Origin of the sequence: Synechococcus sp. CCY 0621 (assembly GCF_019038465.1) — a bacterium.
GTDB lineage: Bacteria > Cyanobacteriota > Cyanobacteriia > PCC-6307 > Cyanobiaceae > Cyanobium.
In genome coordinates, this window is record NZ_JAFKRH010000015.1 from 189,230 (window position 1) to 202,847 (window position 13,618).

Consider the following 13,618-nt stretch of genomic DNA (forward strand, 5'->3'; position numbering starts at 1 on the left):
GTCATGCCGGTGCCTCTGGCCGCCCTGCCCCTGCTGCTCGCCGCCAGCCCGGTGCTTGCCGCCAGCCCCCTGCCGGCCAACGGGTTTGTGCCGTTCACCCCCCCCGAGATCCAGGCGACCGTCCAGGACGGCGGAGCCAGCGGCGAGGTCGAGACCTTCGATCCGATCGCCCGGGCCCGCCTGATCGCCGAACAGCTGCCCCGTCGCTGGAGCGGCCGGTACCAGTCGTTCAGTGGTGGTCCTGCCGTGCCCGTCCAGCTGCGCATCGACGGGGCCACGCCGATGGGCCAGATGGTCGATCTGCGTGGTGCGATCGCCATCGGCGGGGTCGAGTCACCCGTGCAGGGCAACCTCAATGCGAAGTCGGACCAGCTGGATCTGCTGCTGCTGGGGGATCCCCTCGGCGGCGCCCTGGAGCCCGGTGGCGCCTTTCAGAGCGTGCAGGGCCTGTCCCTGAGTGGCTGGCGCGCGCCGCGCCTCACGACCCCGGGAGGACGCCTGCAGCTGATTCCGGAAACCACGGCTACCCGCCCTGCCGGCCCAGCGGCGAGTGAATCACCGGTGCGCGGCCTCTGGTGAGCCTTGCTTCAGGGCTTCAGGAGGCTTTGCCGCCGGCCTCCTGGCCGCTGCGGCGTTCGAGGATCGAGAGCCGTTTGCGGGCCGTCTTGTTGGTGGCTTCCAACTGCAGCACCCGCTCATAGAGGGTCCTGGCTTCGTCAGGCTTCGACTGCTTCTCCAAGGCGAAGGCCAGGTTGTTGATCGCCACCGGATAGTCAGCCTTGGCCCTGAGGGCGGCCCGGTAGTGCCGCACGGCCGCGGCGTAATTGTTCTGGGCCGCGAGGGTGAAGCCGAGGGCGTTCTCCATCAGGGCCCTGGCTTCGGCAGGGGCGTTTTCGGCGTCCGCCAGCTTCAGCGCTTGCTTGAGGTTCACCTGCGCCTCGGCATAGAGGCGCTTGCGCAGCTGTACGGACGCCAGCTCGTACAGGGTCGTGACATCCCTGGGGGTGCCGCCGGCCTTGTCGTTGCCCCCCAGCCGGGCCATGGCGAGTTCGTCTTGGCGAACCCGCAGGATCTGGCGGGCGACCACGACGGCCGCCACGCCCAGAAGGGCGATCAGTCCCAGCAGGTAGGCCTGGGGCAGCAGGTCGTTCATCGGGGCCGGCCGGACGGTCGGAGCGGGGGGGACGGCGTCAGTGGCCTGCCGCGGTGGCCACGGCGGTGAAGCTGGTGGGATCGGCGACAGCCAGCTGGGCCAGCATCTTGCGGTTGAGGCGCACGTCGGCCCGCTTGAGGCCGCCGATCAGCTTGCTGTAGCTGAGGCCGTTCATGCGGGCGGCGGCGTTGATCCTGGCGATCCAGAGGCGGCGGAAGTCACGCTTGCGGCGGCGACGGTCGCGGTAGGCGTTGCAGAGGGCCTTCATGACCCGCTGGTTGGCGGTGCGGAACAGGCTGCCGTTGCTCCCCTGGAAGCCGCGGGCGAGACGAAGGATCTTGTTGCGGCGTTTGCGGGCGACGTTGCCCCTCTTGACGCGGGCCATGGGAGGTGAGCTTGGGGTGGAAGACGGGGTGGAAAATAAGGACGGCGGCAACTCCGGAAGGAGCTCAACCGGACTCAGCCGGCGTAGGGCAGCATCCGGGCCACGTTGTCGTGGTCGCGATCGTCAACCACCGCCATCGTCCCCAGATAGCGCTTGCGCTTGGGGCTCTTGTGGTCGAGAAGGTGGTTGAGGAAGGCACGCCGGCGCATGAACTTGCCGGTGCCGGTGGCCTTGAACCGCTTCGCGGCCGCTTTGCGGGTCTTGAGCTTCGGCATCTCGGTAGGCGCAGGCACAAAGAAGCACACTACGACGCGGGTGCACCCTCCTCCAACACCTGCCGTGCCGATGTCGCTGCGTCCCCGTGTTCTACCCAGGCTGCTGCTGGCGATGGCGCTGCTGTTCCCGGCCGGCTGCCGCGCCGACCAGGGGCCGCTCGCCCCGCCTCCCCCCCCCTCTGCAGACGCGCCTGCCCCGGAGTCCTCCACCCCGATGCACTGGCCGGTGCCCCGCCCCGCCCCGTTGACGGCGGCGAACCCGGTGCTGTGGGTGGCCCTGGCGGCACGGCTGGGCCCGGCGCCGGCGGACGTCCAGACGGCTCAGCCCTTGCGGCTGCGCAGCAGCAGCGGCCTGCTCACCCTGATCGATGCCAGTGGTCAGCGCTTCCAGTCCCCCGAGCTGGTGCTGCACTGGCGGCGCGAGGTGCTGCCCCAGCCCACGACGCTGCGGCGCCGTGTCCTGGGGCCGTTCGCCAGCTTTGAGAGCGCTGAGCAGGCGGCCGGGCTCTGGCGCGCCGTTGGGGTGGAGGCCGCGATCGCCAAGCCCCGGGACTGGGAGGTGTGGGCCCCGGCCGGGGCGCCGGATCCCGCCCCCCTTCCCGACGGCGTGCGGCTGACGGGCTTCCAGCGGACGGTTGCCGAGCGGGTCGGGCTGGAGCTGCGCCGGGCCCAGGGGGTGGTGCCCTTGGCGTCTCCGATCCGGATCGAGGCCCCTGGGGGCCTGCTCTGGAAGCAGGGGGCCTACGCCGGCCCCTTCCGGCTGCTGGCCGATGCGCACGGCGGTTGGAGTCTGGTGGAGCAGGTGCCGCTGGAGCGTTATCTGGAAGGCGTGGTGCCCCACGAGATCGGTGCCGGGGTGCCAGCCGCGGCCCTTGAGGCCCAGGCGGTGCTGGCCCGCACCTGGGCGGTGCGCAACCAGCACCGCTTCGTGGTGGATGGCTACCACCTCTGCGCCGACACCCAGTGCCAGGTGTACAGCGACCCGCGCCATGCCGGCGCCGCCGTGCGCCAGGCGATCGCCGCCACCCGGCTGGCCGTGCTGATGGGCGCCGATGGACCCATCCACGCCGTTTATCACGCCAGCAACGGTGGCGTCAGCGCCGCCTATCCGGAGGCCTGGAACGGCGCGCCGGTTCCCTACCTGACCCCCTTCCCCGACGGGCCCGCCCCCTTCCAGGCGCGGTTCCCCGTGCCCATGGCCGCCACGGCCCTGCCAACGCTGCTGCGGGACGGGCGGGCGGCCTGGGGGGCCGACCATCCCGTCTTCCGCTGGCAGCGGCAGCTCACGGCCGCCCAGATCGCCGCCGCCCTCGGGCCGGAGCGGGCGGTGGGGCGGCCCACGGCCCTGAAGGTGCTGGCCCGCGGCCCCAGCGGCCGGGTGCTGGCCCTGGAGGTGCAGGGAACCGAAGGCCGCACCGTGCTGCGTCTGGATGCCATCCGCCGCACCCTGCGCAGCCTGCCTAGCACCCTGTTCACCCTGCAGCCGGCGGGAGCGGGGGTCTGGCAGCTGGTCGGTGGGGGGTTCGGCCACGGGGCCGGTCTCTCCCAGGCCGGAGCGATCGATCTGGCCGGCCGTGGCTGGAGCACGCGCCGGATCCTGGCGCACTATTACCCCGGCACCACGTTGCAACCCCTCGGTGCGGGCGGCGATTCCCCTTAGAGTCACGGCCTGGATGAGGATCACCATGGCTGCCGGCGGCAGTGACAGCGATCGCCGCCGTGCCAAGGCGGCCCTGTTCCTCGCCTGCTGTGGCCTGGTAGGGATCGCCCCCCACTGGCTGCCCCCCGGCCGCAGCCTCGTACCGGCGATCACCCTGGCCACCCTGCTGGGGGGCTACAGCCTGCGCACCGTGCTGCTGCAGGCCTTCCGCCGCAATGGCCGTGAAACGCCCCCTCCGGCCCTTGCGCCCGCAGCACCCCCGTCGGCCATCGACGTGGTGGTGGCCGCCCGCGACGAGCAGGCCGTGATTGCCCGCCTGGTGGAGCGGATCGCTGCCCTGCGCTGGCCTGAGGGCCAGCTCACCCTGTGGGTCGTGGATGACGGCAGTGACGACCGCACCCCCGAGCTGCTGGCCGAGCTCCAGGGGCGCCATCCTTTTCTGAGGGTGTTGCGCCGCCCCCGGGATGCGGGGGGCGGTAAGTCAGGGGCCCTGAACCTGGTGCTGCAGCAGCTGGGCGGCCGCTGGATGCTGGTCCTCGATGCAGATGCCGATCTGCAGTCCGATGTGCTTGAGCGCCTCGTGCCCTGGGCCGAGGCCGGCGGCTGGGCGGCGGTGCAGCTGCGCAAGGCGGTGGCCAATGCCCAGACCAACCTGCTCACCAGCGCCCAGGCGATGGAGATGGCCTTCGACGCCATGATCCAGGAGGGGCGCCTGGCCAACGGCGGGGTGGCCGAGTTGCGGGGCAATGGCCAGTTGTTGTCCAGGGAGGCGCTCCTCAAGGTCGGGGGCTTCAACGAGGACACCGTGACCGACGATCTCGACCTCAGCTTCCGCTTCCTGCTCGAAGGCCTGCCGATCGGCGTGCTCTGGGATCCCCCCGTGCAGGAGGAGGCGGTGCTGACGTTGCCGGCCCTGTGGCGCCAGCGCCAACGCTGGGCCGAGGGCGGCCTGCAGCGTTTCTTCGACTACGGCCCCGGTCTGGTTTCCGACCGACTCACGTTCAGCCAGAAGCTTGATCTCACCTGCTTCTTCCTGCTGCAGTACGTTCTGCCGGTGGTGGCCAGTGCCGACCTGATCGGCACGGTGCTCACCCGCACGGCCCCCACGATGTGGCCATTCTCGATCGTGGCCCTGGCCCTCTCGGGCCTGGCGATCGCCACGGGCTGCCGCCGCCCGTCCGAGGGGCCGTCCCTGCCGGCGATGAACCCCTTCAGCGCGGGACTGGGCATCCTCTATCTGGTCCACTGGTTCGTGGTGATTCCCTGGGTGACGTTGAAGATGGCCCTGCTGCCCAAGAAGCTGGTGTGGGTCAAGACGCTTCACCTGGGACAGGAGCACGGCGATCCCTCACCAGCGGGCGACGTCGACGTCGCCATGGAGTCCGATCCCGAACTGGCCTCCGAAGCCAGCCACGTCTGAACGGGGCGTTCCTGCCCTCCGCCCCTGGTCTTCAGTCGGGTTCCGTGCCCTGTGGCATCAGTTCCCTTCGGGATCTGCGTGGAGTCCGCTGATCACCTCGCCGTTGAAGAACTCAGCCAGGCGGCCGGCCTGCGTATCGATGGCCGAAGCCATGGCCGGCAGCGTCGGCTTGGCCTCACTGGGGCGTTCCTCGACAACCAGCGGGGGCGCTGGAGACGGGGTTGGCGCCGCAGGGCTCTCGGGGGGTGGCGCCGGGGGTCTGGCGGCAGCCACGGGCGGCTCGGGGCGGTGGGCGGTTCGGGCCGGCGGTGGGGGCTCCATGGCTGGCCGTGCCGCAGGGGTGTCCCCCCCGGCCTCCAGGGTCAGCTGGCGCGGGCTGCCCAGGGCACTGGCCACCGCTTTCTCCAGCAGCGGCAGGCGGCTCTGAACCATGGCCATCCAGGTTCCGGCCACGCGCACCACCGCCCGGCGATCGTCAAGCCGCAGCAGCTGGGCCTGCTGGGAGAGCAGCATCCGGGTGGAGGGCAGCTCCAGGCCCGCCAGGATCTGCTGCCACAGCTCCGCCAGGTTGTCGTTGGCCGGTGCCGCAACCTCCGCATCGGCTTCCGGGATCACCGCAGGGATCACCGCCGCGACCGGGGCCACCCTGCTGATCGGCCGTTGGACCTCGGCACTGGTCTGGACGGGCCCGGCGGGGGCTGGGGCGACGGCGGCCGGCTCGGCGAGCAGGCCCAGCAGCAGCACCTCCAGCCACAGCCTCGGTTGGACGCTGTGGCGCAGCTGCTGCTCGCTGCCCTTGAGCTGCGACTGCCACCGCAGCAGGCGAGCCTTGCCGATCTGGCGCGCCACCTCGGGCAGCTGCGGCCGCAGCTCCGGCGACACGCTGGTGAGCTCCAGCCGATCCGGCGCCACCCCCGCCAGCAGCAGGTCGCGCAGCAGGCTGACCAGCCCCTGGAGCACGGCGGCAGGTTCCCGCCCCCGATCCAGCAGTTCGCGGCAGCCCTCCACCACCTGCAGGGGATCGGCCGCGGCCATGGCGACGGCCAGCCGCAGCAGTTCCTGGTCGGGCACCGCCCCCAGCAGGTCCCAGACCGCGTCGGCGACGATCGGCGCCGGCAGCAGGCTCAGCTGGTCGAGCAGGCTTTCGGCGTCCCGCAGGCCTCCCTGGGAGCGTTGGGCCACCAGGTGCAGGGCCTCCGGGGTGATGCCGATGGACTCCTCAGCGGCGATCCAGTGCAGATGACCCTCCAGGGCCTCCAGGGGGATGCGCCGGAAATCGAAGCGCTGGCAGCGGCTCAGGATCGTGGGCAGCACCCGCTGGGGATCGGTGGTGGCCAGCACGAACACCACCCGTGGCGGTGGTTCCTCCAGGGTCTTGAGCAGGGCGTTGAAGGCGGCCGTGGAGAGCATGTGGCACTCGTCCACCACGTAGACCTTCCAGCGGGCCTGGACCGGGGCGAACCGGGACCGTTCGATCAGTTCGCGGATGTTGTCGACGCCGGTGTTGGAGGCGGCGTCGATCTCGATCACATCAAGGGCGTTGCCGCTGGCGATGTCCGTGCACAGCTGGCAGCGTCCGCAGGGCTCAGGCGTCGGGCCCGGGCTGGCCAGACAGTTCAGCGAACGCGCCAGGATCCGTGCGCTGGAGGTCTTTCCCGTTCCCCGGGGGCCGCTGAACAGATAGGCCGGGGCGATGCGGTTCTGGAGCAGGGCCTGGCTGAGGGTGTCGGCGACCGCCTTCTGGCCCACCAGCTGGTCGAAACGCTGGGGCCTGTACTTGTGATGAAGGGGCTCGTAGGCCTGGACCATCCACCCTGCCCTGACCGGATGGAGAGCCTAAGGCGGGCTGCCGTCGGCCGGATCATCGGTGGGCCGCGTTGAGGGCGCCTGGGATTCGGTGGCGGCCTTGCCAGGCTCGAGCAATCGCTGCAGCCTGTCCTCCATCTCCTCCACGGCGGCCAGCTGGTCGGCCAGGCTCTGCCCGGCGAGGCGCAGGCGATCGAAGCCGTCGGGACCGGTGCCGATCGCCCCATTCCCTTCCCCCCAGCGCCGTTCGGCCCGGGCCAGCTCCTCCTCCAGGCGCTGCTGCAGCCATTGGCGCAGGCTGTCGAGCTGCTCAAGGCTGCGCCGGGCGAGGTCCCGGCCCCGGTCCAGCTGCTCGGGATCGAGGGCCGTGGCCAGGGTCTCGGCGAGGGACTGGCCCTGGCGCAGCAGCACCCGTGCCCCGGTCAGCACGGCGGCCGGCACGAACTGGCCCAGGGCCAGGGCGCCGAGGCTGCCGGTGTGCAGCCAGTCCTCCACCTGGGCGCTGCGGTGCCGACCGGTTTTGCACCAGTGGGCGAAGTGCTCGCAGTTGTTGAACAGCAGGTTGTAACGCTGCTCGCCGATGCGGCCCATGGCCCGGCGCAGGGTGACCCCCACCGCTGAACAGCTCCCTTCGGGATAGTCGACGGTGCTGATCAGTTCGCCGCGGCTGAAGTCAGCCCGCGGGCTTCGCAGGATCTCCCTTCCCTCCAGGTAGTGGGCCACCGTCCCGTCTCCCAGGTCGATGCCGTGGTGCAGGAACAGGCCGTGCTGGCGGCGGGCCTGCAGGTGATCGGCGGCGGCCAAGGCGTGGCAACAACGGATCCTTCAGCTTCGCGCCGTGGCGACGCTCCTCCGGGATGGCGCCGGGTACGGATGGCCGCTCGGTGGCACCTCAGCAGGTGGTGCCCTCAGGCCGTGGCCTGTTCGCCCCGGTGGCCGTCGAGGTCGGCGGCGGCACTGATCGGCAGCACCTTGGCCTTGCTGCGTTGCTCCACCAGCTCCCGGGTGATGGTGAAGGTCTGAACGTCGCGGCGGGAGGGCAGGTCGTACATGACGTCGAGCATCAGTTCCTCGACGATGCCCCGCAGGGCCCGGGCGCCGGTTTTGCGGCGATGGGCTTCGGCGGCGATGGCTTCGACGGCGCCCGGCTCGAACTCGAGCCGCACGTTGTCCATGCTGAGCAGGGTCTGGAACTGCTTGACCAGGGCGTCGCGCGGTTCGGTGAGGATCGCCTCCAGGGCGCTGGTGTCGAGCGGTTCGAGCACGGCGCTCACCGGCAGCCGGCCGATGAACTCGGGAATCAGGCCATAGCGGACCAGATCTTCCGGTTCGAGGTGGCGCATCACTTCGCTCGACTGCTTGTCCTTGCCGGATCGCACCCGGCTGCGGCCATCGGCGGGTAGGAAGCCGATGGCGTTGCGGCCCATGCGCTTCTGGACCAGGTCGTCCAGACCCACGAAGGCGCCACCGCAGATGAACAGCACCTGGCTGGTGTCGATCTGGATGCAGTCCTGATAGGGGTGTTTGCGGCCGCCCTGGGGGGGCACGTTGGCGACGGTGCCCTCCAGCATCTTGAGCAGGGCCTGCTGCACCCCTTCACCGGAGACATCGCGGGTGATCGAGGGGTTTTCGCTCTTGCGGGCGATCTTGTCGATCTCGTCGATGTAGATGATGCCCCGCTGGGCCTGTTCGACGTCGAGGTCGGCCTTCTGGAGCAGGCGCAGCAGGATGTTCTCCACGTCTTCGCCCACGTAGCCGGCTTCGGTGAGCGTGGTGGCATCGGCCACCGCGAAGGGCACGTCGAGCATCTCCGCCAGGGACTGGGCCAGGAGGGTCTTGCCGCAGCCGGTGGGGCCGATCAGCAGGATGTTCGATTTGTGCAGGCGGGTGGCGGTCTGGTCCGTCTCGCCCTTGCCGTCCCCCTGCCAGGCCAGGCGCTTGTAGTGGTTGTAGACGGCCACGGCCAGCACCTTCTTGGCCTCCTCCTGGCCCACGACCTGCTGGTCGAGGAAGGTCTTGATCTCCTGGGGCCTGGGGATGGTGGCGAGGGTGGGGGCGGGTTTGGCCGATTTCTTCGCCGGGGCCTTGCGGCCGCCATCGGCGGCGGGCCTGCCCTGGGGGCCATGGCCATGGTGCTCGACGAGTTCCTCGTCGAGGATCTCGTTGCAGAGATCAATGCATTCGTCGCAGATGTAGACGCCAGGCCCGGCGATCAGCTTGCGCACCTGTTCCTGGGACTTGCCGCAGAAGGAGCACTTCAGATGGGCGTCGAACTTGGCCATCGGCGAGGAGGCGGCGGGAGCGGCGTTGGTCGCCCGGGGAGGGGTTGGGTGGAAGCCCAGTCCTCAGGATCGACCCCAGCCGTCGTTTTGTCAGTCGTTCCTGAGGTTCGGACCGGTGGTGGAGGGGCGCTGGAGGGGCGTTGGGGCAGCGACGACCTAGGGGACGACAGGGGCTGGGGCGTCATCGACCACCCGGTCGATGAGTCCGTATTCAACCGCTTCCGCCGGGGAAAGGAAGTAGTCCCGGTCGGTATCTTCAGCGATCTTGTCGAGCGGCTGGCCGGTGTGCTCGGCCATCAGCCCGTTGAGCGTGTCCTTCAGGTAGAGGATCTCCCTGGCCTGGATTTCGATATCCACGGCCTGTCCCTGGGCGCCGCCGAGGGGTTGGTGGATCATGATCCGGGCATTGGGCAGGGCCATCCGTTTTCCGGGGGCGCCGCCCGTGAGCAGGAAGGCCCCCATGCTGGCGGCAAGCCCGTAACAGATGGTCACCACATCCGGCGCCACCTGCTGCATGGTGTCGTAGATCGCCAGGCCGGAGGTGACCGAACCGCCCGGGGAGTTGATGTAGATCTGAATGTCCTTCTCAGGATCCTCGGCTTCGAGGAACAGCAACTGGGCCACCAGGGAATCGGCCACCTGGTCGTCGATGCCGGTGCCAAGAAAGATGATGCGCTCCCGCAGCAGCCGGGAATAGATGTCAAAGGCCCGGTCGCCGCGGCCGGACTGCTCCACCACCGTGGGCAGCACTCCGGGGGCGGCGGAGGGGCTTGGGGTGGCCACCCCGTTCCAGGGCAGTGGCCCCTGCCAGAGGTTGCTCACGGGGTGGGGCCGTGTCCCCGATGGGCTGGCCAGGGCGGCTGGCAACCAGTCGGGGATCAGGGGCGAGGGGGCGTCGATCACGCGGATTCGCTGGCGGACGGGGGGAGTGGCTTCAATCTATGGCTGGGCACCTTCCTCCTGAGCCTTGCTGTCCCCGGCAGCGGCGGCTGCCTTCTTCGCTTTGGCCGCGGCCTTCGTGGTTTTGGGCTGCGCTTCGCTGGCGGAGTCCTCGGGGGTGTCGCTGGCGTCTGTGGCCTCTTCAGCGGCCGGGGCCTTGTCGGTGATCGTGCTGTTGGTCTCCAGCCACTCCAGCAACTTCTCCTTCAGTAAGTCCTCGGCGACGGCCAGCCGCAGCCGCTCCTGGTCGATGGCGGCGCTGTCGCTCAGGCCCTGGCGGATCTCGGTCAGCTTGGCCTCCAGGTCGGCGGCAGCCACCTCGATCTTCTCGGCGGCGGCCAGCGCCTTGAGCGCCAGGGTGCGCCGCAGCCGCTGCTCGGCCTCGGGCCGGGAGGTGTCCATCAGGCTGCGCACCAGATCGGGGGTGAACAGCTTTTTGACATCCATGCCCTGCTGGGAGATCTGGCCGGCGGTCTGCTCGATCAGGTTGCGCACCTCCTGCTGGATCAGGGTTTCGGGCAGCTCCACCTCCAGCTGTTCCACCAGCACGGTGAGCAGGGCCTCATGGCGGTTGGCCCGATGGCGACGCTCGGCGTCCTCCCGCAGGCGCTGCTCCAGGTCGGCGCGGAGTTCGGCCAGGGTCGGCTTGTCGCTGGCCTGCTGGGCGAAGGCATCGTCGAGGGCGGGGAGCTCCCGGGTCTTGAGCTCCAGCAGGGTGATGGCAAACAGGGCCTCCCGGCCGGCGGCCTGCTCCTGGGGGTAGCTGTCGGGGAAGCGGCAGGTCACATCGCGGCTGTCGCCCACCGCCATGCCGACGATGCCGGCCACGAAGCCGGGGATCATGCGGCCCTCCTCCAGCTCCACTTCCATGCCTTCGCTGCTGCCGCCCTCGATGGCCTCGCCGTTGTCGACGAAGCTGCCGCTGAAGGCGATCTGGGCCACGTCACCGTCGGCGGCGGCCCGATCCTCCACCGGCACCAGGGTGGCCAGCTGGCGTCGCGACTGCTCGATCAGTTCGTCGACCCGGGCGGGGTCGAAGGGCACAGGTTCGGCCTCGGCCGTGAAGCCCTTGGTGCTGCGCAGGGTGGGGATGGGCTCGACGTCCATCTCCAGGGTGATGGTGAGCTCCTCGCCAGGGGTGAAGCGCTGCAGGACCAGCTCGAAGGCCTCGTTCAGTTCGGGCCGGCCGATCGCCTCGATGGCCTCCTGCTGCATCGCCTCCCGTACGACCGCATCCACCAGGTCCTCGAGGGCAGTGGCGCGGATGCGCAGCGGTCCGATCTGCTGCAGCAGCACCGGCCGGGGCACCCGTCCCTTGCGGAATCCGGGCAGCTTGACGCTGCGGCTCAGCTTCTCCAGGGCGGCGTCGTAGCTCTTCTGGCTGCGCCCCGCAGGCACGGCCACCTCCACGGCCAGGCGGCTTCCGGGACGGGGGGAGGTTGTGACCCGGAGGTTGGTTTCGGTGCTGGCGGCAGGGCTCATGAAACGGGTTCGCTCGGGGCAGCCCCCCATCCTAGAAACTGGCCGTTTCGGGCCTCTGCGACGTATTGTGCGATCGACGCAACGGCGCGCCCATATCCCCAACTGAACACACCTTTCCGGCCTCGGGCCGGTGGTTTTGTTTCAGGGTCCCGTTTCCGCAGTCCCCTTCCCGACCCTTCCCGCCACCTGTTCCTTTCTCCCCGTTGACCGTCTCAGCGACCCTGTCCTCCCCTCCGTGCCACCTGCCCTCAAGGCCGCTGCGCATCGCCATCCTCGGCGCCACCGGAGCCGTGGGCCAGGAGCTTCTGGCCTTGCTGCAGGAACGTGGCTTCCCGGTGGCGGAACTGGTGCCTCTGGCCTCCCCCCGCTCTGCCGGCCAGGACCTCGACTGGCGGGGTGAGCGGATCCAGGTGCGGCCCGTTGGCCCCGGGGCCTTCGAGGGCGTCGACCTGGTGCTGGCCTCCGCCGGTGGTTCTGTCTCCAGGCAGTGGGCCCCGGTGGCGGTGGCGGCCGGAGCCGTGGTGATTGACAACTCCAGCGCCTTTCGCATGGATCCGGCGGTGCCCCTGGTGGTGCCTGAGGTGAATCCCCAGGCCGCCTTCGCCCATGGCGGGATCATCGCCAATCCCAACTGCACCACGATTCTGCTGACCCTGGCCCTGGCGCCCCTGGCGGCCCGGCGCCCGATCCGCCGAGTCGTGATCAGCACGTACCAGTCGGCCAGCGGCGCCGGCGCCCGCGCCATGGAGGAACTGCGCCAGCTGAGCCGCACCGTGCTGGATGGCGGCGAGCCGGTGAGTGAAGTGCTGCCCCATTCGCTGGCCTTCAACCTCTTCCTGCACAACTCACCCCTGCAGCCCAGCGGCTACTGCGAGGAGGAGCTCAAGATGCTGCACGAAACCCGCAAGATCATGGGGCTGCCGCAGCTGCGCCTGACAGCCACCTGTGTGCGGGTGCCGGTTCTGCGGGCCCATTCCGAGGCCGTCAACATCGAATTCGAGGAGCCCTTTCCCGTGGAGGAGGCCCGCGCCCTGCTGGCGGCTGCCCCCGGGGTTGAGCTGATCGAGAACTTCGAGACCAACCGCTTCCCCATGCCCACCGATGTCACCGGCCGGGATGCGGTGGCCGTGGGCCGCATCCGCCAGGACCTCAGTGATCCCCACGCCCTGGAGCTGTGGCTCTGCGGCGACCAGATCCGCAAGGGGGCGGCCCTCAACGCCATCCAGATCGCCGAACTGCTGCGCGAGCCCGCCGCGGCGACTCCGGGCCCAGGAGGTGCCGTTTGAGCACGGCCTCCCTGCTGGCGCCAAGCACGGCCCCCTCGCCTGAGGCCCCCTTCGGGCGGGTGCTCACCGCCATGGTGACCCCCTTCCGGCCCGATGGTGCCGTCGATCTTGAGCTGGCGGCGCGGCTGGCGGACCATCTGGTCAGCCATGGATCCGATGGCCTGGTGCTGTGTGGCACCACCGGCGAATCCCCCACCCTCACCTGGCAGGAGCAGCACGCGCTGTTCGCCGCCGTGAAGGGGGCGGTGGGGAGCCGCGCCACCCTGCTAGCGGGCAGTGGCAGCAACTGCACGGCCGAGGCGGTGGAAGCCACCGGCGAGGCGGCCGCCCTCGGCGCCGACGGTGCTTTGGTGGTGGTGCCCTACTACAACAAACCACCCCAGGAGGGGCTGGAAGCCCATTTCCGGGCCGTGGCCCAGGCCGCACCGGAGCTGCCGCTGATGCTTTACAACATCCCGGGCCGCACCGGCTGCAGCCTGGCGCCGGACACCACCGCCCGCCTGCTGGATCAGGCCAACGTGGTGGGATTCAAGGCCGCCAGCGGCACCACCGAGGAGGTCAGCCGGCTGCGGGAGCTCTGCGGCGACCGCCTGGCGATCTACAGCGGCGATGACGCCCTCACCCTGCCGATGCTGGCCGTGGGCGCCGTGGGTGTGGTGAGCGTGGCCAGCCATCTGGTCGGCCCCAGGATCCGGGCCATGCTCCAGGCCTTCCTGAGCGGCGACGTCACCGCCGCCCTCGACGTGCACCAGCAGCTGCTGCCCCTGTGCCGGGCCCTGTTCTGCACCACCAATCCCATCCCCGTCAAAGCCGCCCTGGAGATCAGCGGCTGGCCGGTGGGTTCCCCCCGACTTCCCCTTCTTTCCGCCGATACCGACGTGCGCCAACGCCTTTCCTCGATCCTGGCCGCCCTGCGTCCCACCTGACGCC

The 13,618-nt window shown here is 70.2% G+C and carries 13 protein-coding genes; 5 read left to right on the top strand and 8 right to left on the bottom strand.

What is annotated here, in order from left to right:
- Positions 1 to 3 precede the first annotated feature (3 nt).
- Positions 4 to 579 carry a hypothetical protein gene (locus tag KUG43_RS06100; RefSeq protein ID WP_216907135.1) on the top strand — a complete coding sequence of 192 codons (576 nt, stop codon included), beginning with the start codon at positions 4 to 6 and terminating at the stop codon, positions 577 to 579.
- 16 nt (positions 580 to 595) lie between these two features.
- Here KUG43_RS06100 and KUG43_RS06105 read toward each other — a convergent pair whose 3' ends face one another.
- The 3 genes from KUG43_RS06105 to rpmI form a co-directional block, all read right to left on the bottom strand.
- Positions 596 to 1,153 (bottom strand): tetratricopeptide repeat protein, encoded by a 558-nt coding sequence (locus tag KUG43_RS06105; RefSeq protein ID WP_216907137.1) that lies wholly within the window; start codon positions 1,151 to 1,153, stop codon positions 596 to 598.
- Between the two features lie 37 nt (positions 1,154 to 1,190).
- Positions 1,191 to 1,538, bottom strand: coding sequence for a 50S ribosomal protein L20 (rplT, locus tag KUG43_RS06110; protein WP_216907139.1), 348 nt, complete (start codon positions 1,536 to 1,538; stop codon positions 1,191 to 1,193).
- Between the two features lie 74 nt (positions 1,539 to 1,612).
- Positions 1,613 to 1,813 carry a 50S ribosomal protein L35 gene (rpmI, locus tag KUG43_RS06115; RefSeq protein WP_015109851.1) on the bottom strand — a complete coding sequence of 67 codons (201 nt, stop codon included), beginning with the start codon at positions 1,811 to 1,813 and terminating at the stop codon, positions 1,613 to 1,615.
- A 70-nt stretch (positions 1,814 to 1,883) separates the two neighbouring features.
- Between rpmI and KUG43_RS06120 the strand changes: the two genes are divergently transcribed.
- Together KUG43_RS06120 and KUG43_RS06125 are read left to right on the top strand one after the other, a co-directional pair.
- Positions 1,884 to 3,473, top strand: a complete 1,590-nt coding sequence (locus tag KUG43_RS06120; protein WP_216907141.1) for a SpoIID/LytB domain-containing protein — start codon at positions 1,884 to 1,886, stop codon at positions 3,471 to 3,473.
- A 25-nt stretch (positions 3,474 to 3,498) separates the two neighbouring features.
- Positions 3,499 to 4,893, top strand: a complete 1,395-nt coding sequence (locus KUG43_RS06125; protein ID WP_216907143.1) for a glycosyltransferase family 2 protein — start codon at positions 3,499 to 3,501, stop codon at positions 4,891 to 4,893.
- A gap of 57 nt (positions 4,894 to 4,950) precedes the next feature.
- On the opposite strand, the gene KUG43_RS06130 is transcribed toward KUG43_RS06125, so the two are convergent.
- The 5 genes from KUG43_RS06130 to tig all read right to left on the bottom strand — a co-directional run bounded on the left by KUG43_RS06130 (position 4,951) and on the right by tig (position 11,402).
- On the bottom strand, positions 4,951 to 6,702 hold the full coding sequence (locus tag KUG43_RS06130; RefSeq protein WP_216907145.1) for a DNA polymerase III subunit gamma/tau: 1,752 nt from the start codon (positions 6,700 to 6,702) through the stop codon (positions 4,951 to 4,953).
- 27 nt (positions 6,703 to 6,729) lie between these two features.
- Positions 6,730 to 7,503, bottom strand: a complete 774-nt coding sequence (locus KUG43_RS06135) for a lecithin retinol acyltransferase family protein (RefSeq protein ID WP_216907147.1) — start codon at positions 7,501 to 7,503, stop codon at positions 6,730 to 6,732.
- Positions 7,504 to 7,607: 104 nt separating this feature from the next.
- The gene (gene clpX, locus KUG43_RS06140; protein ID WP_216907149.1) at positions 7,608 to 8,981 is read right to left on the bottom strand and encodes an ATP-dependent protease ATP-binding subunit ClpX; all 1,374 of its coding nucleotides are present in this window, start codon (positions 8,979 to 8,981) and stop codon (positions 7,608 to 7,610) included.
- 156 nt (positions 8,982 to 9,137) lie between these two features.
- Positions 9,138 to 9,803, bottom strand: coding sequence for an ATP-dependent Clp endopeptidase proteolytic subunit ClpP (gene clpP, locus KUG43_RS06145; protein WP_353617953.1), 666 nt, complete (start codon positions 9,801 to 9,803; stop codon positions 9,138 to 9,140).
- Between the two features lie 117 nt (positions 9,804 to 9,920).
- Complete coding sequence (tig, locus tag KUG43_RS06150) at positions 9,921 to 11,402, bottom strand: trigger factor (RefSeq protein WP_216907151.1); 1,482 nt, start codon at positions 11,400 to 11,402, stop codon at positions 9,921 to 9,923.
- A gap of 203 nt (positions 11,403 to 11,605) precedes the next feature.
- Between tig and KUG43_RS06155 the strand changes: the two genes are divergently transcribed.
- Positions 11,606 to 12,688 (top strand): aspartate-semialdehyde dehydrogenase, encoded by a 1,083-nt coding sequence (locus KUG43_RS06155; RefSeq protein ID WP_216907153.1) that lies wholly within the window; start codon positions 11,606 to 11,608, stop codon positions 12,686 to 12,688.
- Positions 12,685 to 13,614: a 4-hydroxy-tetrahydrodipicolinate synthase gene (gene dapA, locus KUG43_RS06160; protein WP_502988581.1), complete on the top strand. Its 930-nt coding sequence runs from the start codon at positions 12,685 to 12,687 to the stop codon at positions 13,612 to 13,614. Before KUG43_RS06155 ends, dapA begins: the two co-directional genes overlap by 4 nt.
- Positions 13,615 to 13,618 lie beyond the last annotated feature (4 nt).